At 64.0% G+C, this 21,652-nt stretch carries 18 protein-coding genes and 1 pseudogene; 7 read left to right on the top strand and 12 right to left on the bottom strand.

Going from position 1 to position 21,652, the window contains the following annotated elements; translation table 11 throughout:
• Positions 1–4 precede the first annotated feature (4 nt).
• On the bottom strand, positions 5–736 hold the full coding sequence (locus ABWW33_RS02080) for an SDR family NAD(P)-dependent oxidoreductase (RefSeq protein ID WP_353398327.1): 732 nt from the start codon (positions 734–736) through the stop codon (positions 5–7).
• Positions 737–867: 131 nt separating this feature from the next.
• Here ABWW33_RS02080 and ABWW33_RS02075 point away from each other — a divergent pair, with 131 nt between their 5' ends.
• Entirely contained in the window at positions 868–1,782 is a 915-nt protein-coding gene (locus ABWW33_RS02075; protein ID WP_176650562.1) for a LysR family transcriptional regulator, read from the top strand.
• Positions 1,783–1,885: 103 nt separating this feature from the next.
• Here ABWW33_RS02075 and ABWW33_RS02070 read toward each other — a convergent pair whose 3' ends face one another.
• From ABWW33_RS02070 to ABWW33_RS02045, 6 genes are all read right to left on the bottom strand, one after another.
• Positions 1,886–2,485 carry a hypothetical protein gene (locus ABWW33_RS02070; protein WP_353398323.1) on the bottom strand — a complete coding sequence of 200 codons (600 nt, stop codon included), beginning with the start codon at positions 2,483–2,485 and terminating at the stop codon, positions 1,886–1,888.
• A gap of 601 nt (positions 2,486–3,086) precedes the next feature.
• Positions 3,087–3,311, bottom strand: coding sequence for a DUF6429 family protein (locus tag ABWW33_RS02065; RefSeq protein ID WP_353398320.1), 225 nt, complete (start codon positions 3,309–3,311; stop codon positions 3,087–3,089).
• A 130-nt stretch (positions 3,312–3,441) separates the two neighbouring features.
• Positions 3,442–3,642, bottom strand: a complete 201-nt coding sequence (locus tag ABWW33_RS02060) for a hypothetical protein (protein WP_353398317.1) — start codon at positions 3,640–3,642, stop codon at positions 3,442–3,444.
• A gap of 155 nt (positions 3,643–3,797) precedes the next feature.
• Positions 3,798–4,277, bottom strand: coding sequence for a DUF4188 domain-containing protein (locus tag ABWW33_RS02055; protein ID WP_353398314.1), 480 nt, complete (start codon positions 4,275–4,277; stop codon positions 3,798–3,800).
• 74 nt (positions 4,278–4,351) lie between these two features.
• Positions 4,352–4,777, bottom strand: a complete 426-nt coding sequence (locus ABWW33_RS02050; RefSeq protein ID WP_176650559.1) for a GNAT family N-acetyltransferase — start codon at positions 4,775–4,777, stop codon at positions 4,352–4,354.
• A gap of 28 nt (positions 4,778–4,805) precedes the next feature.
• Positions 4,806–5,666: a LysR family transcriptional regulator gene (locus ABWW33_RS02045; protein ID WP_176650558.1), complete on the bottom strand. Its 861-nt coding sequence runs from the start codon at positions 5,664–5,666 to the stop codon at positions 4,806–4,808.
• A 78-nt stretch (positions 5,667–5,744) separates the two neighbouring features.
• On the opposite strand from ABWW33_RS02045, the gene ABWW33_RS02040 reads away from it, so the two are divergent.
• Positions 5,745–7,166, top strand: coding sequence for an MFS transporter (locus ABWW33_RS02040; RefSeq protein ID WP_444550975.1), 1,422 nt, complete (start codon positions 5,745–5,747; stop codon positions 7,164–7,166).
• Between the two features lie 22 nt (positions 7,167–7,188).
• On the opposite strand, the pseudogene ABWW33_RS02035 reads toward ABWW33_RS02040, so the two are convergent.
• A pseudogene (locus ABWW33_RS02035) lies at positions 7,189–8,631 on the bottom strand (RecQ family ATP-dependent DNA helicase); the annotation flags it as partial.
• A gap of 135 nt (positions 8,632–8,766) precedes the next feature.
• Between ABWW33_RS02035 and ABWW33_RS02030 the strand changes: the two are divergent.
• The 4 genes from ABWW33_RS02030 (at position 8,767) to ABWW33_RS02015 (ending at position 15,063) form a co-directional block, all read left to right on the top strand.
• A complete protein-coding gene (locus ABWW33_RS02030) occupies positions 8,767–9,117 on the top strand; it encodes a PilZ domain-containing protein (RefSeq protein WP_176650556.1) in 351 nt (116 codons plus the stop codon).
• A 102-nt stretch (positions 9,118–9,219) separates the two neighbouring features.
• Positions 9,220–12,426 carry an efflux RND transporter permease subunit gene (locus tag ABWW33_RS02025; RefSeq protein WP_353398310.1) on the top strand — a complete coding sequence of 1,069 codons (3,207 nt, stop codon included), beginning with the start codon at positions 9,220–9,222 and terminating at the stop codon, positions 12,424–12,426.
• A gap of 1 nt (position 12,427) precedes the next feature.
• Positions 12,428–13,681, top strand: coding sequence for an efflux RND transporter periplasmic adaptor subunit (locus ABWW33_RS02020; protein WP_353398307.1), 1,254 nt, complete (start codon positions 12,428–12,430; stop codon positions 13,679–13,681).
• Positions 13,678–15,063, top strand: coding sequence for an efflux transporter outer membrane subunit (locus ABWW33_RS02015; RefSeq protein ID WP_353398304.1), 1,386 nt, complete (start codon positions 13,678–13,680; stop codon positions 15,061–15,063). The genes ABWW33_RS02020 and ABWW33_RS02015 overlap by 4 nt, the downstream gene beginning before the upstream one ends.
• A 19-nt stretch (positions 15,064–15,082) precedes the next feature.
• On the opposite strand, the gene ABWW33_RS02010 is transcribed toward ABWW33_RS02015, so the two are convergent.
• The 3 genes from ABWW33_RS02010 to ABWW33_RS02000 all read right to left on the bottom strand — a co-directional run bounded on the left by ABWW33_RS02010 (position 15,083) and on the right by ABWW33_RS02000 (position 18,114).
• Entirely contained in the window at positions 15,083–16,495 is a 1,413-nt protein-coding gene (locus tag ABWW33_RS02010; protein WP_353398301.1) for a PA domain-containing protein, read from the bottom strand.
• Positions 16,492–17,604: a choice-of-anchor J family PEP-CTERM protein gene (locus ABWW33_RS02005; RefSeq protein ID WP_353398298.1), complete on the bottom strand. Its 1,113-nt coding sequence runs from the start codon at positions 17,602–17,604 to the stop codon at positions 16,492–16,494. Before ABWW33_RS02005 ends, ABWW33_RS02010 begins: the two co-directional genes overlap by 4 nt.
• Positions 17,605–17,727: 123 nt before the next feature.
• Positions 17,728–18,114, bottom strand: a complete 387-nt coding sequence (locus ABWW33_RS02000; protein WP_353398296.1) for an OsmC family protein — start codon at positions 18,112–18,114, stop codon at positions 17,728–17,730.
• A 120-nt stretch (positions 18,115–18,234) separates the two neighbouring features.
• Here ABWW33_RS02000 and ABWW33_RS01995 point away from each other — a divergent pair, with 120 nt between their 5' ends.
• The gene (locus ABWW33_RS01995; RefSeq protein WP_353398293.1) at positions 18,235–20,478 is read left to right on the top strand and encodes a TonB-dependent receptor domain-containing protein; all 2,244 of its coding nucleotides are present in this window, start codon (positions 18,235–18,237) and stop codon (positions 20,476–20,478) included.
• Here ABWW33_RS01995 and ABWW33_RS01990 read toward each other — a convergent pair whose 3' ends face one another.
• Positions 20,479–21,645: a branched-chain amino acid ABC transporter substrate-binding protein gene (locus ABWW33_RS01990; protein ID WP_353398290.1), complete on the bottom strand. Its 1,167-nt coding sequence runs from the start codon at positions 21,643–21,645 to the stop codon at positions 20,479–20,481.
• Between the last annotated feature and the right edge of the window lie 7 nt (positions 21,646–21,652).

Below are 21,652 nucleotides of genomic sequence, written 5' to 3'. Positions count from 1 at the left end.
CTCCTTACCAGGTGCCGGCGGTGGCGCCGCCGTCTACCGGCAATACCACGCCGCTGGTGAAGCTCGACTCGGTCAGGTACAGCACCGCGTCCACGATGTCCTGCGTGCTGCCCATCTCGCCGCTCGGCGACAGTCCCTTCAGGAAGGACAGCGTGCCTTCGTCGGTGCCGTGCATCGGCGTGCTGATGATGCCGGGCGCCACCGCGTTGACCTTGACGTTGGCGCCGGCCAGTTCCAGCGCCAGGCCGCGCGTGGCATGATTCAGCCCGCCCTTGATCAGGATCGGCAGCAGCGCAGGCACTTTGGACGTCGGCTGTATCGCCAGGCTGGCGGTGATGGTGACGATATGGCCTTGCTTGTTGGCGCTCATGTGCTTGGCCGCTTCCTGCGATGGATAGAAGAAGCCCATCAGGTTGGTGCTGACGATGCCTTCGACATCGGCCTGCGAGTAATCGGCGATCGGCTTGGCGACGAAGATGCCCGCGTTGTTGATCAGGATGTCGACCTTGCCGTAAGCGGCGATGGCGCGCTCGAACAGGGCCTTGGCCGTCGCCGGTTCGGCGATGTCGCCGGCCACCGGCAGGAAGTTGGCCGGGTTCCCCAGCTTGGCGGCGGCCGTTTGCAGGCGGTCCAGCGTGCGGGCGTTGCCGACGACGTTGTAGCCGCGTTTCAGGTAAGCCTCGGCGATGGAAAAGCCGATGCCGCTTGATGCGCCAGTGACGATAACAGTTTTCATTTTGATGCTCCTTGAAGTTTCGTGGGTAGCGTTCTCGACGCCATGGAACTCACTATACTTTTGAGCACAGCGTTGATAAAGACAGCGGAATGCAAGATAATTGATACACCATGTAATCAATTGAGGCCGATATGAAGCGCTATTTCGACGATGTCCTGCTGGGGAGCATAGAGTTGTTCTGCTTCGCGGCGGAACTGGGCAGCTTCACCGCCGCCGCCACCGCGGCCGGCGTGACGCCGGCCGCGGTCAGCCGCTCGATCGCCCGGCTGGAGGAGCGGCTCGGCGTGCGCCTGTTCGTGCGCACCACGCGCCAGATCCGCCTGACGGACGGCGGCCGCCTCTACTTCGAGCAATGCCGCCAGGCGCTGTCGCAGCTGACCGACGCCGAACGCCAGGTCACCGGCGGCCAGGCCAAGCCGGCCGGCGCACTGCGCATCAGCGCGCCGACGCCATACGCCCACTACCGCCTGCTGCCCTTGCTGGGCGAGTTCCGCCGCCGCTACCCGGAGGTCACGCTGGATATCCACGTCAGCAACCGCAACATCGATTTCGCCGACGAAGGCTACGACCTGGCGATACGCGGCCGCTCGCCGGCCGATTCCAACCTGATCGCGCGCAAGCTGGAGGATGCGGAGCTGGTGCTGGTGGCGTCGCCCGCCTACCTGAAGCGCGCCGGCAAGCCGAAAAAGCTGGAGGACCTGCAGAACCACGAGTGCATACAGTTCGATTTGCCCAGCACCGGCAAGCGCATCCCCTGGCCCTTCATGGTGGACGGCGCGCAGGTCGACGTGCCGACCGGCGGCGGCTTATGCTGTTCGGAAGATGTGCTGGGCATCGTCACGCTGGCGCGCGCCGGCGCGGGGCTGGTACAGACCTACCGCTTCATCGTCGAGCAGGACCTGGCGCGCGGCGACCTGGTGGAGCTGCTGCCGCAGCACGGCGGCACGTCGCGGCCCTTTATCCTGCTGTATCCGCACGCCCGCCACCTGTCGCTGCGGGTGCGGACCTTTGTCGATTTCCTGATTGAGAAGCTGCCGCGCTCTTAAGCGTGCGAAGGATACCGATCGGAAAGCATAGTAGCTTAAACTTGAGCCGTCATAAGCTGGGTAAAACGAAAGACCGTTTCCGCCCCGTTGCAGACATTCCGATTCAAGCATCCTTGCTATTGACTGAGGCGGCGGCTTTTTGTAACGCTACTAATGCCTTAAAGGCTGGATAGTCCTTGTGTTTGGCGAAGCGATATCGGTAGTATTCGTTCCAATAACTAATAGCTCGGCATTCGAGGTATTGGCAGTATTTTTGGTTCTGTTTAAAAAAATTTATGTACTTCGCTTCGATTCCGTCATTAAATCGTTCATAAATAGGCTGACTGACTTCTATCACATACTCGCCTAAAAGTTGAACGACGAAGGGAACTACCCACATCTCACCGATGGCCAATAAGCGACGAAGGCACTGTTCGCGTACAAACCCATCGTAGTGGCGTGTTCCCAAGCACAACGAAATCCACCCACTTTCATCTGACGTGTTCGTAGCCTTCAAGAGGCTCTGTTTATCGTAATATACTCGGTACGGGATGTTTAAAATTTCTTCTGCAATGCAAACGGAAATTACCGTATCCGTCGGCGGATGCATTTGGCCCCTAGCTAGCGCCTGAACTGCACTTTTCACACTTTCGACCATAGCGACCGGAAATGCACGTGTCTCGGATATCTCGGCTTCGCTAGGGCGAAAAAAAGAAAATATCATATCATTCTCAAGTATCAACAGTCAGCCTCACGAACGTCGGCACCTGGCCGCTAGACGACTCTCTTGTGAGAAAAATTCTGCCAACAATCGAGTAAAACTAACGCCAAAAATACGAAGGAAAACGAGGTCACCAAATACTCAGGTAAGACAGACGGAAATACCTTGTCGAAAACTGTGTAGGCTAGTGAGAAGAGCCAAGCTAACGACATGACCCATTTCCTTTGCCAAGCGAATAGCGGAATGGCAACGGCAACACTAACAAGACTTAACGTAGTACCGATTTGCATCTTAAACCTCACTAAAAATCCGAACGTCCGCTGGTGGCCGGTTTCGGTCAAGGTCTATATTTTCTTTTCAAGAAAAATGAAATACATAACACGGACACACTTAATGTCGAGAAAATAACCAATGTAAGATGATTAACTTGAAACAACCAATTTAAAGACTTCATAGAAACAAACATACTAAATGCTAATAGAGCAGAGGTGAGACACAATGCCAAAATTAACGCTATAACCCGGTTTTTCATAAATCTATTTTTCCAAAAATAATCTTATTCCGCATGGCCGTTCCTGGCCGTTCGCGCTCTCGTTGCTTTACATTACGCTTCAAAAAGGTCCGTAAATAAGCGACGTGATTCGACCATGCCCTGTTCTGTCAACTCGACCGACTTCGCCTTCCCAACAGGATTTGATATTAGACCTTTTTCGTAGAGGCGACTCATCGCATCCCAATCAAAGGTCTTCCAAGTGCGGTTTTCATCGTGCAGGCCCAGCTGTAAGAGCGCTAGCACTGCCTTGTCGATTTTATCCGTGTCGCGCGTCATGATAACCTCCGCAAGTTGGTTTGAACTTCCGCTGATGGCCGGGACATGCCATCCACGTCAACGTGTTTGGGTTAACCGACGCGTTTTAGCGCCTACGCGTTGAATAATTTCTTGAGTCAGACTGCTGAATCTAATATCCATAGCGCTTTGGATTAGATGCAACGGCCTGCGCCGTTTCCTTAGCTTGAGCCGTTGAAAACCGCGCCTGAAGAAGGACTTGCTCCATAGCCGAAACGTTTCCCGACTTTGCGGCCGCGTCAAACTGGTCCATCAGCCCGAAGTGATAAAGCCGCTCGTTCACAGTCATTCCCTCGCCCAATTGCTGCTCCACAATCACTCCCTACAGCCCAACGATTAGCTTTCTGAACGGCGGCTCCTGGCCGAGCACGGCCAAAGATAGTCAGGATAGCATCTTGCTTACTTGCAAAGTTCACGGTTTGTCACGACACGGCAGAACTCTCCCCTTATAGGACGCTTCTTGCTGCGCTACTCAGGCTTTTGGCTACGCCCGAGCCGGTTCGCTGCTGAATGCTTGCGCCCGGTCGCCGCTTCCAGACTGCCGGCACGGCCCAGCCCAAAAGCAGGCATGTTGACATAGACGCTCTCGTAGGCCCCGGCAGCTACGGCGAAGGTTTCGTGCCAGATGCCGACTGTTCCATCAGTACCGACGGACTGATTGAACGCCTTCCACGCCGGCAGATGCGCCGCCTGCTTGCTGGTGGCATAGGCCATCAGCTGGTCCATCGAGCGCCAGTACTGAACCATGATAAGCGTCCTTGAAAACCACATCTCCGCATGCAGCAAGCCCAATTCGGGCTGGCGCCGCAGCTCGCTAATCATGCGTGGCATCGCGGCGGCGACTGGCCACCACTTGTGCACCTTCCATGGCTGATTAAGACGCATGCCGATGAGGAAAACGACAAAGTCGCCGTCGATTGTTGCGGTGAGCCGTTCACGGTGAATCATGCTACTCCTTACAAACTAGTTTAATGGTCCGCTCCTTATCGTCGGGCATTTTTTGCTGCGATTTTCGCCATGTGCTACAGCTTCTTAGTCATGAACACGCGGCTGATGCCTTCCCGCTCGGAAGCTATTTCGCCAAAACTTAGCCATCCATTTTTTTCATAAAATCCGGGCGCCTGGAAGCTGATCGTGTAAAGCACCGCCGAACTGCAACCCCGCTGGCGGGCCTCCTCTTCGAACGCCCCAAGGATTTTTGTTCCTAATCCGGAACCCCGCAGAGAACTCGGCAGGTGAAACAGGTCCAAAAAAGCAAGCCCAAGAGAAGTCCTTCCAACCGCGCCCCCCAATACTTCGTTGCTATCGGAATCTCTCACGATGACGCATAAGGGGCGTCGGTCACTCAAGCCCGCGACCTGTTCGTTAAACTCATCCAGACCTTTGCCAATAACTCTTGCAAACTCAGGTTCTGCACTATCGCTGATAACGATTACATTCTTCTTCAAAGGTTTCCTTTCTTTTGAGGGGCTTTGCCTAGGCCCCCAAGATCTCTGCAAACGCCGCCCGCGCCGGATGGTGCAGCACGTCCTTGCGCCACACTAGCATGGTTTCGACGTGGGCGATCGCGGGCGGCAGCTGGTGCTGGCGCACCGACCTGGCCAGCTTGCGCTGCTCCACCAGTTCCTTCGGCATCAACGCCACGCCCATGCCGGCCGCCACGCAGCCGATGATGGCCTCGAAGGTGCCGAACTCCGACACCCGCGCCGGCACCACGCCCGCTTCCGCGAACCATGACTCTAAACGGCGCCTGTAGGTACAGCCGCTACGGAACACCAGCAGGTTGCGGCGCGCAACCTCGTACGGCGACGTCACCGGCGCATGCGTGTGACAGGTGATCAGCACCAGCTCCTCCTCGAACACCGGCCGCCGCTCCAGTTCGGGATGCGGCACCGGCCCGGCCACCAGCGCCACGTCCAGCCGGTGCTTCAGCACGCCGTCCAGCAGCTGATCGGTGGGCGCGGTATCGAGCACCAGGTCGACCCCGGGATGCTTGCGGTTGAAAGCGGCCAGCACCTGCGGCAGGCGCGCCGCGGCGGTGGTCTCCATGGAGCCGATGCGCAACTGGCCGGACGGCTTTTGATCCGGTTGCACCGCCGCCTGCGCCTCGTCCGCCAGCTGCAGCAGGCGGTCGGCGTAGGCCAGCAGGCGCGAGCCTTCGGTGGTGATCTGCAGCTTGCGGCCGGAGCGGTGGAAAAGCGCCACGCCCAGCGACTCCTCCAACTGCGTCAGCCGCGCCGACACATTCGACTGCACGCGGTTGAGCCGTGAAGCGGCCAAGGTTACGCTGCCCTCCTCGGCCACCGCTTTAAAGATGCGCAAGGCGGAGAGTTCCATATTCGATTCTTAAAAAGAGATAGATATCTTCATTATTATTCATTTTTTTAAATAGTCAAAGACTTCTATAGTGAAGCCATGAAAACCTCGCACACTCCCTCCCTGGCCATCCTGCTCGCTTGCAGCTTCGCCTTTATCATCGTCCAGCTGGACGTCACCATCGTCAACGTCGCCTTGCCGCAGATCGGGCACGAACTGGGCGCCGGCGTCACCGACCTGCAGTGGGTGGTGGACGCCTACACGCTGGGCTTCGCCGTATTCCTGCTGTCGGCCGGCGCACTGGGCGACAAGTTCGGCTCGCGCCGCACCTTCATGACCGGCTTCGCGCTGTTCACCGCCGCCTCGGTGGCCTGCGCCATGGCGCCGACCGCGATGGTGCTGAACGTCGCCCGCGCGCTGCAGGGCATCGGCGCCGCGCTGCTGGTACCGAGTTCGCTGGCCATCCTGAACGCCGCCTACGCGGACGACAAGGCGATGCTGGGCAAGGCCATCGCCTGGTGGACGGCCGCCGGCGGCGTGTCGATCGCCGTCGGGCCGGTGCTGGGCGGCTTGCTGATGTCGCTGCCCGGCTTCGGCTGGCGCAGCATCTTCTGGGTCAATATCCCGATCTGCGTCGCCGGCTTCTGGCTCACCGGCCGCGTGGTGCCGGCGGCGGCCGGCCGCGATCCTCACCGCAGCCTGGACGTCAAGGGCCAGCTGCTGGCGATCGTCATGCTGACCAGTTTCATCGGCGCCGTCATCGAATTTCAATCGCTGGGCTGGCAGCACTGGCTGGTGCGCGGCGGCATGCTGCTGGCCGCCGGCGCCGCCGCGCTGTTTGTCTGGGTCGAGGCGCGCGGCAAGTCGCCCATGCTGCCATTGGGGCTGTTCCGCGGAGCGCCGTTCTCGGGCGCCGTGCTGTTCGGGGTATTGATGAATTTCTCGTACTACGGCGTGATCTTCGTGCTCAGCTTCTACCTGCAAAAGGTGCGTGGCTTCGGCGTGCTGCACGCGGGACTGGTGTTCCTGCCGCTGACGGGGACCTTCATCTTCGCCAACATCACCAGCGGCTGGATGCAGGCGCGTACCGGCGTGCGCACGCCGATGATATTGGGCGCCATGATCGGCGCGTCGGGCTATACGCTGCTGGGCTTGATCGGCATCTCGGACGACGCCAGCTTCCTGCAGATGCTGCCCGGACTGGCCCTGATCCCGGCCGGCATGGGCCTGGCCGTACCGGCGATGACCACCTCCATCCTGTCCGGCGTCGAGCGGCGCCAGGCCGGCACCGCGTCGGCGGTGCTGAACACGGCGCGCCAGGTGGGCGGCGCGATGGGCGTGGCGATCTTCGGCGCGCTGGTCAGCTCGGGCAGCAGCCTAGAAGTCCTTAGCGGAATCCGGGGGGCGATGCTGGTATCGGGCGGCTTGCTGCTGCTGGCGGCACTGCTGGCGTTTGCTTGTGTGCGCCGGCCGGCTCCAGTGGCGGTGAAGGTTCCAGCTGCAGCGGACTGTCCTGGATAGAGGGCGGTGACAGGCAGTTGTCGCAGCGGCAGCAGCGTTCGAAATCGTCCGGACGGTCGCCGAAATAATCGAGCAGCAGCTTCCAGCGGCAGTAGCCGCTCTGCGCGTAGGACACCATCTGCTCCAGCCCCGCGCGGTCCCGCTCGTGCTTGTCCGCATACACCTGCGCCATGCGCTCGAACTGCGCCGCTTTCGGCGTGCCGGGCGCCAGCACATAGGCCATCTTGCGGTTGCGCTTCAACAGCTTGCCGTCCTTGAGCATCTTCAGGCAGATTTTCAGCTGGCTGGCCGGCGTTTGATCGACCAGCGACTTGAGTTCCGCCTCCGAGAACGAGGGCTGGCCCAGCGCCACCGCCGCTTCGTACACGGCCCGCAGCTCCAGCGCGGACGGATAGTGCTTGACCAGGAAGTACTGCTGCAGGCGCTTGTCCGCGTGGTAGTACAGCAGCGTGCACTCGGCATCGAGGCCGTCGCGCCCTGCGCGGCCCGACTCCTGGTAGTAGGCCTCCAGATTGGCCGGCACCTGCAGGTGGATGACGAAACGGGTATCGCTCTTGTCGATGCCCATGCCGAAGGCGTTGGTCGCCACCATCACGCGGCGTTCGCCGCTCATGAACAGGTTCTGGTTTTCAGCGCGCTCGGAGGCGCGCAGCTTGCCGTGGTAAAACGTGACGCTTTCGCCGGCATCGAGCAGCAGCTGGTGCATTTCCTCGGCCGCCTTGACGGTGGCCGCGTAGACGATGCCCACGCCCTCGCTGTCGCGCACCAGTTGCAGCGCGGCGGCGTATTTTTCATCCGGGTTGGTGACCTGCTTGACACGGTAATGCAGGTTGGCGCGATAGATGCCGGTGTTGACGACCTCCATGCGCGGCCGCCCCAGCTGGTTGCGAATGTCGGCGATCACGTCGTCGGTGGCGGTCGCGGTCAGCGCCAGCAGCGGCGGCCGGCCCAGCGCATCGAGCGCGGCGCCGATCTCCAGGTAGGCCGGACGGAAATCGTGCCCCCACTGCGAGATGCAGTGCGCCTCGTCTACCACCACCAGGGCGATGCGGCTTTGCCTGAGCAGCGCCAGGAAATCCGCCGTTACCAGCCGCTCCGGCGTGCAGAAGATGACGTCCTTGTCGGCCTGCCCGATGGCGTCCAGCGCCGCCAGTTCGTCGCTGCGCGACAGGCTGCTGTTGATCTGGGCGGCGCTGGCGATGCCGCCGTCCTCCAGCTTTTCGGCCTGGTCCTTCATCAGCGAGATCAGCGGCGACACCACCACCGTCGCCCCCTCCAGCAGGCAGGCCGGCAGCTGGTAGCACAGCGACTTGCCGCTACCGGTGGGCATCACGGCCAGCGTGTCGCGGCCGGCCAGCACGCTGTCGATCACGCGACGCTGGCCGTCGCGCAGCGTCTCCATGCCGAACACTTCGCCCAGGATCCTCTTGATGCGTCTTTGCTGCTGTTTTTGCTCCGCCGCCATGACATTCTCCGTTTTCAGCCAATTTTCAGGTGCCTGGCCTCAGCGTAAATAAGCTCCGGCGGGCGGTATGTGCGACAACGCACCGCCGCAGCCTATGCACTCGCCTATGCCCCGCGAATCTGTCATACTGTAGCCATGGACCCAAGAAGAGAACATGTGCGCCGGTTGCTGCAGGTGGATGCCCATGTCAGTGACATGGATGGACGAAACACGGCCGTCGTGCAGATCATCGATATATCGCGCATGGGCGTGGCCTTCGTCAGCGACCACCAGCTGCCGCTTAATAACGGCTACGTGCTGGACTTTTGCTTCCCCGGCAGCGCAATCCAGAACAAGGTCACGCTGACCGTGCTGCACAGCGCCCTGGTCGGAACCCACGGCCGCTATCGCAACGGCGCGCGTTTCTTGAGCATCCCCGACGTCGCCGCCGACCTCATCGTCGATTACGTGACCGCCGCCCCCGTGCCCGACGCCACCTGCGTGTAACGCACTGTATTCAAAGTATCTCTGAGTTCCAAGCCGCTAGCCGCGCGCCGGCTCGTGCTATGATTTTCCGCTAAAGTCACTGTAGACCCGGAAAATTTCAGCATGTGGATCGTTCAAATCGCCTTGCGGCGGCCCTACACCTTTATCGTGATGGCGCTGCTGATACTGTTGTCCACGCCTCTGGTCCTGACCAAGATGGCGACCGATATTTTCCCCGAGATTAATATCCCTGTCGTCAGCGTGATCTGGCAGTACGGCGGCCTGTCGGCGCAGGAGATGGGACAGCGGGTCGCCTCCTCCACCGAACGCAGCCTGACCACCACCGTCAACGACATCGAGCATATCGAGTCGCAATCGCTGGCCGGTTCCTCCGTCATCAAGATCTTCTTCCAGCCGGAAGCGAACATCCAGACCGCGCTGGCGCAGGTGGTGGCGATCTCGCAGTCCCAGTTGCGCCAGCTGCCGCCGGGGATGCAGCCGCCGCTGATCATCAAGTATTCCGCCTCCAGCATTCCGGTGATCCAGCTGGGCCTCTCCAGCCCGGCCATGACCGAGCAGGCGATGTTCGACACCGCCGTCAACTTCCTGCGGCCACAGCTGGTCACGATACCCGGCGCCGCCGTGCCCTACCCTTACGGCGGCAAGTCGCGCCTGGTCTCGGTCGACCTGGACACCAGGGCGCTGCAGGCAAAAGGCCTGACGCCGACCGACGTGGTGGCCGCCGTCAGCGCGCAGAACCTGATCCTGCCGTCCGGCACCGCCAAGATCGGCGGCACCGAATTCAACGTCAGCATGAACGCGTCGCCGGACACCATCGCCGGTCTGAACCAGATTCCGGTGCTGAGCAAGAACGGCAGCATCACCTATCTGTCCGAGGTGGCGCGGGTGCGCGACGGCTTCTCGCCGCAGACCAATATCGTGCGCCAGAACGGAGAGCGCGGCGTGCTGCTGTCGGTGCTGAAGAACGGCGGCTCGTCGACGCTGGACATCGTCAACACGCTCAAGGCGCTGCTGCCGCAGGCCATGCAGTCGCTGCCCAAGGAACTGAAGATCACGCCGCTGTTCGACCAGTCGTTGTTCGTCAAGGCCGCCATCAGCGGCGTCATACGCGAAGCCATCATCGCCGCCGCGCTGACCGCCGCCATGATCCTGCTCTTCCTCGGCAACTGGCGCAGCACCTGCATCATCGCTGTGTCGATTCCGTTGTCGATCCTGTCGTCGATCCTGGTGCTGTACATGCTGGGCGAGACCATCAACATCATGACCCTGGGCGGCCTGGCGCTGGCGGTCGGCATCCTGGTGGACGACGCCACCGTCACCATCGAGAACATCGAGCGCCATCTGCACCAGGGCTCGGACCTGCACAAGGCCATCATGGAAGGCGCCGGCGAGATCGCCGTGCCGGCGCTGGTGTCGACGCTGTGCATCTGCATCGTGTTCGTGCCGATGTTCTTCCTGACCGGCGTGGCGCGCTACCTGTTCGTGCCGCTGGCCGAAGCGGTGGTGTTCGCGATGATCGCCTCCTACATCCTGTCGCGCACCCTGGTGCCGACCATGGTCATGATGATGATGGACCATGCGCCCAAGTCAGCGGACGACAAGCCGAACATGATGCAGCGCGTGTACCTGCGCTTCGACGCGGCCTTCGAGCGCTTCCGCGGCGGCTACATCGTCATCCTGTCCTCGCTGCTGACGCACCGCAAGCGCTTCGGCGGCGCCTTCCTGCTGTTCTGCGTGCTGTCGCTGGGACTGGTGTTCGCCATCGGCCGCGATTTCTTTCCCAGCGTCGATTCGGGCCAGATCCGGCTGCACATGCGCATGCCGACCGGCACCCGCATCGAGGAGACCGCGCGCGTGACCGATCAAGTGGAAAAAGTCATCCGCGAAGTGATCCCGAAAGAGGAACTGCAAACCATCCTCGACAACCTCGGCACGCCGTACAGCAGCATCAACCTCTCGTACAGCAACGCCGGCACCATCGGCACGCTGGACGCGGAGATATTGATGTCGCTGCACGAGGACCACCATCCGTCGCAGATCTATATCGACAAGCTGCGGCGCGAGCTGCCCAAGCGCTTCCCCGGCGTGGAGTTCTTCTTCCAGCCGGCCGACATCGTCACGCAGATCCTCAACTTCGGCCAGCCGGCGGCAGTCGACATCCAGGTCGCCGGCAAGGACCTGGCCAGCAACTACGAAGTCGCCTCGCAGCTGATGAAGCAGATCAAGCAGGTGCACGGCACGGTCGACGTCCACATCCAGCAGCGCATGGACCTGCCGACCCTGGGCCTGAAAATGGACCGCAGCCAGATGAAGCAACTGGGCCTGAACCCGATCGACGTCGCGCAGAACCTCTTGGTGACCCTGTCCGGCAGCGGCGTGACGCAGCCCGCCTTCTGGCTCAACCCGAGCAACGGCGTGGTGTACAGCGTGGCGGTGCAGTCGCCGCAATACCTGATCGACGACCTGGACGCGCTGCTGCGCACGCCGGTGCGCGGTGCCGGCACGCCGGGAGCGGCGGGCGACGGCACCGGCGCCACCCAGCAGCTCAGCAGCCTGGTGAGCGTGGCGCCGACCACCCAGCCGGCCATCATCTCACACTACAACCTGACGCCGGTGATCGACATTTTCGTCAGCGTCGAGGGCCGCGACCTGGGCGCGACGGCGGGCGACATCCAGAAGCTGGTCGACGAGATGCGCACCAAGCTGCCGCGCGGCAGCAAGATCGACGTGCGCGGCCAGGTAGAGACCATGCATACCTCCTTCGTCGGCCTGGGTGTCGGCCTGCTGATGGCGATCGTGCTGGTCTACCTGCTGATCGTCGTGAACTTCCAGTCGTGGGTCGATCCGTTCATCATCATCACGGCGCTGCCGGCGGCGCTGGCCGGCATCGTCTGGATGCTGTTCCTGACCGGGACCACGCTCAGCGTGCCCGCGCTGACAGGCGCCATCATGACCATGGGCGTGGCCACCGCCAACTCGATCCTGATGGTGTCGTTCGCGCGCCAGCGCCTGAACGACGGACTGCCGCCGCTGTCGGCCGCGCTGGAAGCGGGCGCCACCCGCATCCGGCCAGTGCTGATGACGGCGCTGGCGATGATCATCGGCATGGTGCCGATGGCGATCGGCATGGGCGAAGGCGCGGAACAGAACGCGCCGCTGGGCCGCGCCGTGATCGGCGGCCTGCTGTTCGCCACCGTCTCTACGCTGCTGTTTGTGCCTATCGTCTTTGCCGGCGTCCACCGCTACCTCGAACACCGGGCCGCGCGCCGCGCGCCCTCCATGCCTGCCGTCGCAGAAGGGAATACCTGATATGTCCGAACAACGTCACGCCGCACTTGGCATCCACAGCGCGCCGGAGGATGGCGCGCATGAACACCGCCATCCGCATCGGGGACCGGTGCTGGAGCGCGCCAAGCTGGTCGGCCTGGTCGCGCTGGCGCTGCTGCTGGCCGGCGGCGCCCTGACGCTGGTGCAGCGCGGCTTCCACGCCAGCGCGCTGGCCGCCGCCACCACGGAATTGAACCAGCAGTATGTCGTCACCACCAACGCAAAGGCGGCAAAAGGCGGCCAGCCGCTGTCGCTGCCGGGCACGCTGCAGGGCATGATCGAATCGCCGATCTACGCGCGCAGCAGCGGCTACGTGCTGCGCTGGACCAAGGACATCGGCAGCCGCGTCAACAAGGGCGACGTGCTGGCCGAAATCGACACGCCGGAAGTGGACCAGCAACTGTCGCAAGCGGTGGCGGCGCGCCAGCAGGCTGCGGCCAGCCTGGAACTGGCCAAGAGTTCGGCCGAGCGCTGGGAAGCCTTGCGCAAGAAGGACGCCGTCACGCAGCAGGAATTCAATGAACGCAGCAGCGCCTACACGCAGGCCCAGGCCAACCTGGCGGCGGCGGACGCCAATGTGCGCCGCCTGCAGAAAACCGAGGAGTTCAAGCGCGTGCTGGCACCGTTCGCCGGCGTGGTCACCAGCCGCAACGTGGAGGTCGGAGACCTGATCAACGGCGGCAACGGCGGCGCGGACCACGCCCTCTTCCGCCTGGCGCAGATCGATCCGCTGCGGGTGTACGTGTATGTACCGCAAACGTATGCGCAGCGCATCAAGGTCGGCGACAAGGTGACGGTCACTCAGGCCGAGCTGGCGGGCCAGCAGTTCAGCGGCACCGTGGTGCGCACCGCCGGTGCGATCGACGCAGCCACGCGCACCATGCAGATAGAAATCAACCTGCCGAACAAGGACAACGCGCTGCTGGCCGGCGCCTATGTGCAGGTGGCGCTGCCGTTGAGCGGCAGCTCGAATGCGCTGCTGGCGCCGTCGAACGTGCTGCTGTTCCGTCCCGAGGGTCCGCGCGTGGCCGTGGTGGGCGCCGATGGCAAGGTCAAACTGAAGGCGGTCACGCTGGGACATGACCTGGGCAACAGCATCGAGCTTCTCAGCGGCGCCACGCCGGAGGACAAGCTGGTCGTCAATCCGGCGGATTCGCTGGCCGATGGCGACGTGGTGTCGGTGCGGCCGCCCAAGGCCGATGCCGGCGTTGGCGGCGCGCAGAAAGCGCAGCCATGAGATTGCCGTACCGAACAGGCATCGCCTTCAGCCTCGCGCTGGCCGGATGCGCCGGCGCGCCCGTGTACGAGCAGCCCGCGCCGGTGGACATGCCGGCCATGTGGCAGTCCGCCGCCACCTTCCGCTCCGGTGCGCCCGCCGATGCTGAATTGAAGGGCAACTGGTGGACCGTCTTCGGCGACCGGCAACTGAACCAGCTGGCCGAACAAACGCTGTCGCGCAACCAGAGCCTGGCCGCGGCGGCCGCGCGGCTGGAGCAGGCCCGTGCGCAGGTGACGGTCAGCTCGGCCGGCCTGTTCCCGCAGGCGACGCTGCAGGCCGGCGCCGCGCGCCAGAAGACCGCCAGCACCCGGCAGGCGCTGGACCACTATCAGCTGGGCTTTGCCGTCAACTACGAGGCCGACCTGTTCGGCCGCGTGCGCAGCAGCGTGCAGAGCGCGCGCGCCGGCGCCGAGCAGGCCGCGGCGGACTATGAAAACATGCGCCTGGTGCTGGCCTCCGAACTGGCCGCAGACTACTTCAACCTGCGCGAACTGGATGCCGAAATCGACGTACTCAACCAGGGTCTCGTGCTGCAGCAAAAAGCCTACGACTTCATCCAGGCGCGCCACGAACTGGGCGCCGCCACCGGCCTGGATCTGGCGCAACAACAGTCGCTGCTGGACGCCAGCAAGACCCAGCTGGAACTGCTGCAAAGCCAGCGCTCGCAATATGAACATGCGATCGCCACGCTGACCGGCACGCCGGCGCCCTCCTTCAAGCTGGCGCCGGCCGTGGTGACGTTGTCGCCGCCGTCGCTGCCGGTCGGCGTGCCGTCCGACGTGCTGCAGCGCCGGCCGGACGTCGCCTCCGCCGAGCGCGCCGTGGCCGTCGCCAACGCCAACATCGGCGTCACCCGCGCCGCCAATTTCCCATCGCTGACGCTGCAACCGACCGGCGGCTGGGACAGCGGCGAAATGAGCAAGCTGCTGACCGCGCCCAACCTGATCTGGTCGCTGGGCGCGGCCGTCACGCAGTCGCTGTTCGACGCCGGCCGCAACGACGCCACTGTCGCCATCGCCAAGGCCGGTTACACCGGCGCCGTGGCCAACTATCGCCAGAGCGTGCTGGTGGCGATGCAGGAAGTCGAGGACGGCATGAGCAACCTGGCCACGCTGGGCCGCGCCCATGCGCTGTCCGAGGCCAGCGTGCGCAGCTCCCAGCGCGTGCTGGAGCTGGCCAACGACCGCTACACCGGCGGCGTCGAAACCTATTTCGACGTCATCACCGCGCAGCAGACGCTGCTCAACAACCAGCGCCTGGCGGTGCAGATACGCGGCAAGCAGATGGTCAGCTCGGTCTATCTGGTGAAGGCGCTTGGCGGCGGCTGGCTGAAACACTAGTCAGTCGCCCCAACGCCGGCTACCAGCCTATGTCCCTCAACAGCGGGAAGGTCAGGTCGCGCGGCGGTGCGACTTCATGCAGCAGGTCGCCGTTGATGGCCGGCTCCATCAGCAGGTTCGGGAAGGCGCTGGTGTCGTAGTGCGACACCGACGATCCCGGCTGGTCGGGATTCGGCGCGAACATCAACACGCGGCCGGCGGCGTCGGTGCCGGCGTGCATCGCCAGGTTGACGCCCAGGTTGGCGAACACGCCCGAATGCAAACGCGTGCGCTTGGCCAGCGCGGCCTTGAGGCGCAGGCCGTCGTCCTGCGTGATGCGGACCGCCGGAATGACGATGCCCGGATCGGTGCCGCCCAGCCCCGCCGGCGGCGAACCGGGCGCGTTGTCGGCGATGACGACGGCGATGGCGCCGGCGTCCTGCGCGTTCCGCACCTTGACCACGAAGGTGCACGCGCCGCGATCGATCAGCGCGATCTTGCCCCGCACCGCGAGCGCGTTCGCCGGCGACATGGGATTGCAGGCCAGCCCGAGGTCGGGCGCTGTATCGATCACCTGCATCACCTCGCCCGTGATGCCCGGACTGCCCAGCGGAGGACCGAAGCTGGCCGCGCCGACCTGGTCCACCCCGGCGATGCTGGCCGGCGACAATATCGTCAGCACCGGCGCACCGGCCTGCAGCACCGTCCGCGCCGCCGCCGTGACGATGGGCCCGTTCCATACCAGGTGGCCGGAATTGGTGGCCGAGAACACGCGTTCCTCGTCGCTCATGTCCTTCCACAACTTGCCCAGGGTGGTGTCGAGCAGGAAGTAGTCCCAGATGCTGGGAACGCCGGCCAGCTGTTCGCCGGTTTCGTCGTCGGTGTAGGTCTGGAAGCCCAGGCCGTGGCCGAACTCGTGCAGCAGCACCGTCACCAGGTCGACCAGCGGCCCGTGATTGTTGTCCAGGCCGAGGTAGAACGGGGTGCCGGTGAAGCAGCCGGGCTGACCGAGATTGACGTTGAACGTGGCGCGGATGTCGGGCGTGTCCGGCTCGACGTCCTCGCCGACCAGCTTGTCGGTCTCGGCCTTGCTGAACCAGGCGTTGGCGACCGGCGCGCCGGGAAAACCGGAGAACACGGCCAGCGCGCCCGCCGCGCCGAGCACTGCGCCGCCCTCGTCGCACGGCAGCGCATCCCAGGTGGCCAGGATGCGGATCGGCACGGCGCTATCGAGCGTGGCGCCCCATTTGGCGGCCGCCGCCTGGAACACGTTCAGGCGCTGGGCGCCGAGCGTCGTGCCGAGGTTGCCGCCGACGGGAGCGGCCGGCGTGGTGTCATTGAAGCCGGCGCCGGCCGGATCGCCGTTGACGATGGTGATGGTGGCGGCGGCCCAGCTGGCCGGCGAGAACAGCAGCGCCAATGCTGCAACGGAGGCGGATAAAAGGCGTTTCATTTGCGCTCTCCTTTCATCGCGGCCAGTGCCGCTTGTTCTCCGGGTACGCACTGCTCCGTCACGCCGCCGGCATTCCTGCTGGCGACCGCATAGCTGGAGTACGGCTTGTCGCGCAACACACCGATGCCGCCTTGCGCTGGATGGATCATCTTCGGCCCGGCAGCGCGCGACCTGGCGGCGGGCTTAGCGGCCTGGACGGCGGCGTTCAGCGCGGCCGCCTGGGCTGCCGTCGGGGCGCCCAGCTTGCCGGTGGCTGGATCCTTGTAGGCCTTGAAACCGCCCTCTTGCGAGGGCGCCACGGCGGCGGACGGTTGCGCGACGACGGTCACATTAGGAAAACTCATGACGCCGTTGTCCACCGGCGCGGCCTGGGCGGCAAGCGCCGCCGCCGACAGGCCGGAGACGGCCAGCCAGTGGCGCGGCCGCAAGCGGCGCCGCACGCCGAACATCGCGCAGCCGCCGAGCAGCATCAGCGCCATCGCGCCGGGCTCGGGGATGGCCGTGGCGTTGACGCTGACCGCATCGATGCCGATATAGTCGCCGTTGACGGCGGTATCGTCGACCACGTAACGGAAGGCGAAGCGCCCGCTGGCCGGCGCCGCCAGGCCGTCGACCAGCACCGAACGCGCTACCCAGCCGGTATCCGCCGTCGAATCGAAGGCTGCCAGCAAGCTGAACACGCCGGTCGACGTGGCGCTGGAGCCGACGTCGGTGCTGACACCGCTGGTGCTCAGATAGACTTCGACCCGGTCCAGGAAGCCTTCGCCCAGCAGGCGCAGCGAGAAGTTCATCGCCTCGCCATTGTTCAACGCCAGCTCGGGCGTGATCAGCCAGTTGCTGACGGCGCCGCCGAACGCCGCGTTGTTGAAGTTGGCCGCGATGTAGGAATTGGCGGGACCGGACGGCGCCGGGAACAAGGCCGGATTGCCCTGGAACCAGGAGGTCGTGCCCGGCGGAGAACTATTGTTCTGCAGTACCCAGCCGCTGGCCGGCAAGGTGGCGATATTGTCGAAGCCTTCGATCAACAACGGCGCGGCGCCGGCGGTGGCGGCGAAGGTACAACTGGCGGCGGCCGCGAGCAGCCGCGGCAAGCGTTTCATCAAGTCCATGGCAATCCCCAAAGTGAGAAAGTCGAATCAAGGTAAATCAACGTTACGGCTCAACTTGCCTTGATTAGACTTGTCACTTCGGCCACAGGTTCCGGCCTCAGCACAGGTGTTGCTTGACCCCGCTCAAGTGTAGCTGGTGTCGATGCGCACGCCGGCTTTCAGCGTCAGCGTGACCGGGGTTTTCTCGGCGATCTCGGCCATGCGGGATTTCTGCTCGGGCAGCAGCGCGCCGCTGAACGCCAGCGTACGCTTGACCACCAGGGCACCGTCGTCGTGGCTCAGGTGCAGCGAGACGTCGACCGCGTCCAGCGGCCACTGCTTGCGGTCGGCGTACATGCGCAGCGTGATCGCGGTGCAGGCGCCGAGGCCGGCCAGCAGATAATCATAGGGCGCCGGCCCGGCGTTGGCGCCGCCGTTGCGCTCCGGTTCGTCCGCGACCAGCGCGTGGCCGCCGACTTCCAGCGTGGTGCGGTAGGTGTCCCTGCCGATGTGTGCGATGCCTCGTGCCATGTTTATTCCCCGGTTACATATTGGTAAAGTATTGTAAATCGCCGGACTACTTTCGGTTCAAGTATGTAAAATAGCAACTTTACATCATCCACATGACGGCGCCGCCGCTGCCGCCAATCTATGCACAAAATACTGTTGACCGCAGGTGTAGTAACGTCTTTCGCCACATCGATCACCGCCCAGGCCCAGACCTCCCCCGAAAAAACCGACGCCAAGCCAGTCACCACGGCCAAGCCCAAGGAGGCGGCCGTGCTGCCGTCGGTCACTGTGGCCGGCGAGCGCCCGACCAACCGTATCGACCGCCAGGTCTACGACGTCAAGTCCGACATCTCCAGCACCAACGGCACCGCCGCCGACGCGCTCAACAACGTGCCGTCGGTGGCGGTCGATCCGGACGGCACCGTCACGCTGCGCGGCAGCACCAACGTGCAGATCCTGGTCGACGGCAAGCCGTCGGCCATGCTGCAGGGCGACAACCGCGGCCCGACCTTGCAGGCGATGAACGCCGACGACATCGAATCGGTCGAGGTCATCAACAATCCCGGCGCCCAGTTCGGCAACGAGGCCGGCGGCGGCCCCATCCTCAACCTGGTGATGCGCCGCAACCGCAAGCCCGGCGGATTCGGCTCGGTCAACGCCAACGCCGGCTACGCGGGCCGCTACAACAGCGCCGTGTCGGGCAGCTACAACGAGGGGCCGTGGGGCTTCCAAGGCGGCGTCAACGTCCGCCACGACGGCCGCAACTCCACCGCCGTGGTCAGCCGCGACCGGCTCGACCCGGTCACCGGCAACTTCGTGCACAGCAGCCAGGCGTCGTCCGGCGTCGGCCTGAACGATATGGCCGGCGCCAACGGCACCGTCAGCTACAACCTGAACCAGAACGACACGCTGACCGCCAGTGCCAACTACATGGGGCGCGGCAACGACCAGCACGGCCTCGACCACTACGTCAACGGCGCCATCGGCGGCTTCCCCGCCACCGACTACAGGCGCACCACCGCGCGCGCAGGCGACGCCAGGAACTTCAGCTGGGGCAGCCGCTACGACCACAAGGGCGAACTGCCGGGCGAATCGCTGAAGATCGACCTGCGCGTGTCGGCCAGCGAAAACGACAACGACAGCGCCTACGCCAACACCTACGCCGCCGGCAACCTGCCGGACACGCGCGCCACGCAGCACAGCGACACCAGCACCCACATCGTCGATTTCACCGGCGACTACGAGCGGCCGCTGTGGGGCGGCAGCCTCAAGGCGGGCTACAAGGCCGCCACCAACAAGAACGAATCGGACACGCTGTACACCGACATCAATCCGCTGACCTCGGTGGCCACCGTCAATCCGGCGCGCAGCAACCGCTACGAGCTGGAAGAGACCGTGCTGGCGCTGTACGCGTCCTACCAGATGCGCCTGAACGAGCGCTGGGGCGCGCTGGCCGGCCTGCGCACCGAGTACACCGACCTGGACATTCACCAGCTCACCAGCAGCATCGAGGCGAAGAACAACTATACAAACTATATACCCAGTTTCTTCGCCACCTACAAGGCGAGCGAGACGGCCAACCTGCGCTTCGCCTACGCGCGCCGCATCCGCCGCCCCAACGCCAGCGACTTGAATCCCTACGTGATCTACCGCGACGAGTTCAACGTCTCGTCGGGCAACCCGATGCTGAAGCCGACCAAGACCGATTCGTTCGAAGTGGGCTACGAGACCAAGATGGCCGGCCTGGAAACCAACCTGCGCGGCTACTACCGCAAGGACACCGACGCCATCGTCGACTACCGCTACTTCATCGCCAACAACGTGCTGCTGACCACCCGCCAGAACGGCGAAGGCAGCCATTCGAGCGGGCTGGAATTCACCGTCAGCGGCAAGCTGCTGCCGAACCTGACCTTGAACAGCAGCGGCAACCTGGCGCGCAGCCAGCAGACCACGCAGGACGACACCGGCGCGCTGATCACCCGCAGCGCCAACTCGCTGAGCGGCCGCGTGCGGCTGAACTGGGCGGTCACCAGCGGCACCCAGGTCCAGGGCGCGCTGCAGATGCAGGGCAAGACCTTGTCGGGCCAGGGCTACCGCTCGCCGAATTCGACCTTCAACCTCAGCCTGCGCCACGCGGTGACGCCGCAACTGAGCCTGGTCGGCACGGTCACCGACCTGTTCAGCACCAACAAGATGGAAACCGTCATCAACAGCGCGACCTTGCGCGAAACGAGCACGCGCCGCTTCGACGGCCGGGTGTTCTATGTCGGCCTGTCGTACCGCTTCGGCGGCAATGTGAGGAACGGCGAGGACGGCGGCGAGCCGCGCTTCGGCCCGCCGGGACAGCGCGGCCCGGGCGGACCCGGCGGTCCGGGCCCGGGTTGATTACTTGACCACGCCCAGCTTCTGGCGGGTGCCGTTCTTGAAGGTGTAGATGGTCAGCACGCCGTCCTTGACGTCGCCGCGCTCGTCGAAGGAGATGTTGCCAGTCACGCCCTTGTGCGTGATCCTGGCCATGACCGGGATGTACTTGACCGGGTCGATCGAGCCGGCCTTCTGCATCGCCTCGACCATCGTCATCATCGCGTCGTAGGCGTACGGCGCGTAGGTCTGGATGTCGATGCCGTAGCGCTTCCTGTAGGCCGCGCGGAAATCGGCCATGCCTTTTTCCTGCGCCGGCTCGACGCCGCCCGCCTCCGCGCATATCACCTGGCCGTCGCTCATGCCCTCGCCCGCCAGGCGCGGCACCGAATCCGAGCACATGCCGTCGCCGCCCATGAACTTGATCGGGATGCCCAACTGCTTCATCTGGCGCAGCATCGGGCCGGCCACGGCGTCCATGCCGCCGAAGAAGACCATGTCCGGCTTGGTCGCCTTGATCGCGGTGAGGATGGCGCTGAAGTCGGTGGCCTTGTCGTTGGTGTACTGGTTGGACACGATGCCGGCACCGGAGGCCGCGCCGGAGCGCTTGATGTTCTTGGTGAATTCGTCGGCCAGGCCCTTGCCGTAGGCGGTGCGGTCGTCGATGACGGCGATGCGCTTGGCCTTGAGCGTGTTCAACGCGTAGCGCGCCAGCGCGGCGCCCAGCTGCTCGTCGTTGGCGATGTTGCGGAAGGTGGTGTTGTAGTGCTGACGCGTGTATTGCGGATTGCTGGCCGACGGCGAGATCTGCGGAATGCCGGCGTCGTGATAGATGCGCGAGGCCGGGATCGTGGTGCCCGAAGTCTCGTGGCCGATCACGCCGGCCACGCGGGCGTCCGCCAGCTTTTGCGCGACGGCCGTGCCCTGCTTCGGATCGCCGGCGTCGTCCTCGGCCTGCATGACGATCGTGTATTTTTTGCCGCCGATGACCACGCCCTTGGCGTTGAGCTCGTCGACCGCCATGCGGGCGCCGTTTTCATTGTCCTTGCCCAGGTGGGCGATAGGGCCCGAAGTCGCCGCCACGTGGCCGATCCTGACGATCTCGTCCGCCTGCGCGGCGCCGGTGGCAACGCCGGTGGCAAGTAAAGCCAGCGCGATCGCGTGGCCCAGTGTTTTTGTTGTGAACTGCATAACTTCC

This window comes from Duganella hordei, assembly GCF_040369125.1.
Taxonomy (GTDB): Bacteria; Pseudomonadota; Gammaproteobacteria; order Burkholderiales; family Burkholderiaceae_D; genus Rugamonas; species Rugamonas hordei.
This window is presented reverse-complemented; position numbering and strand designations above follow the sequence as displayed.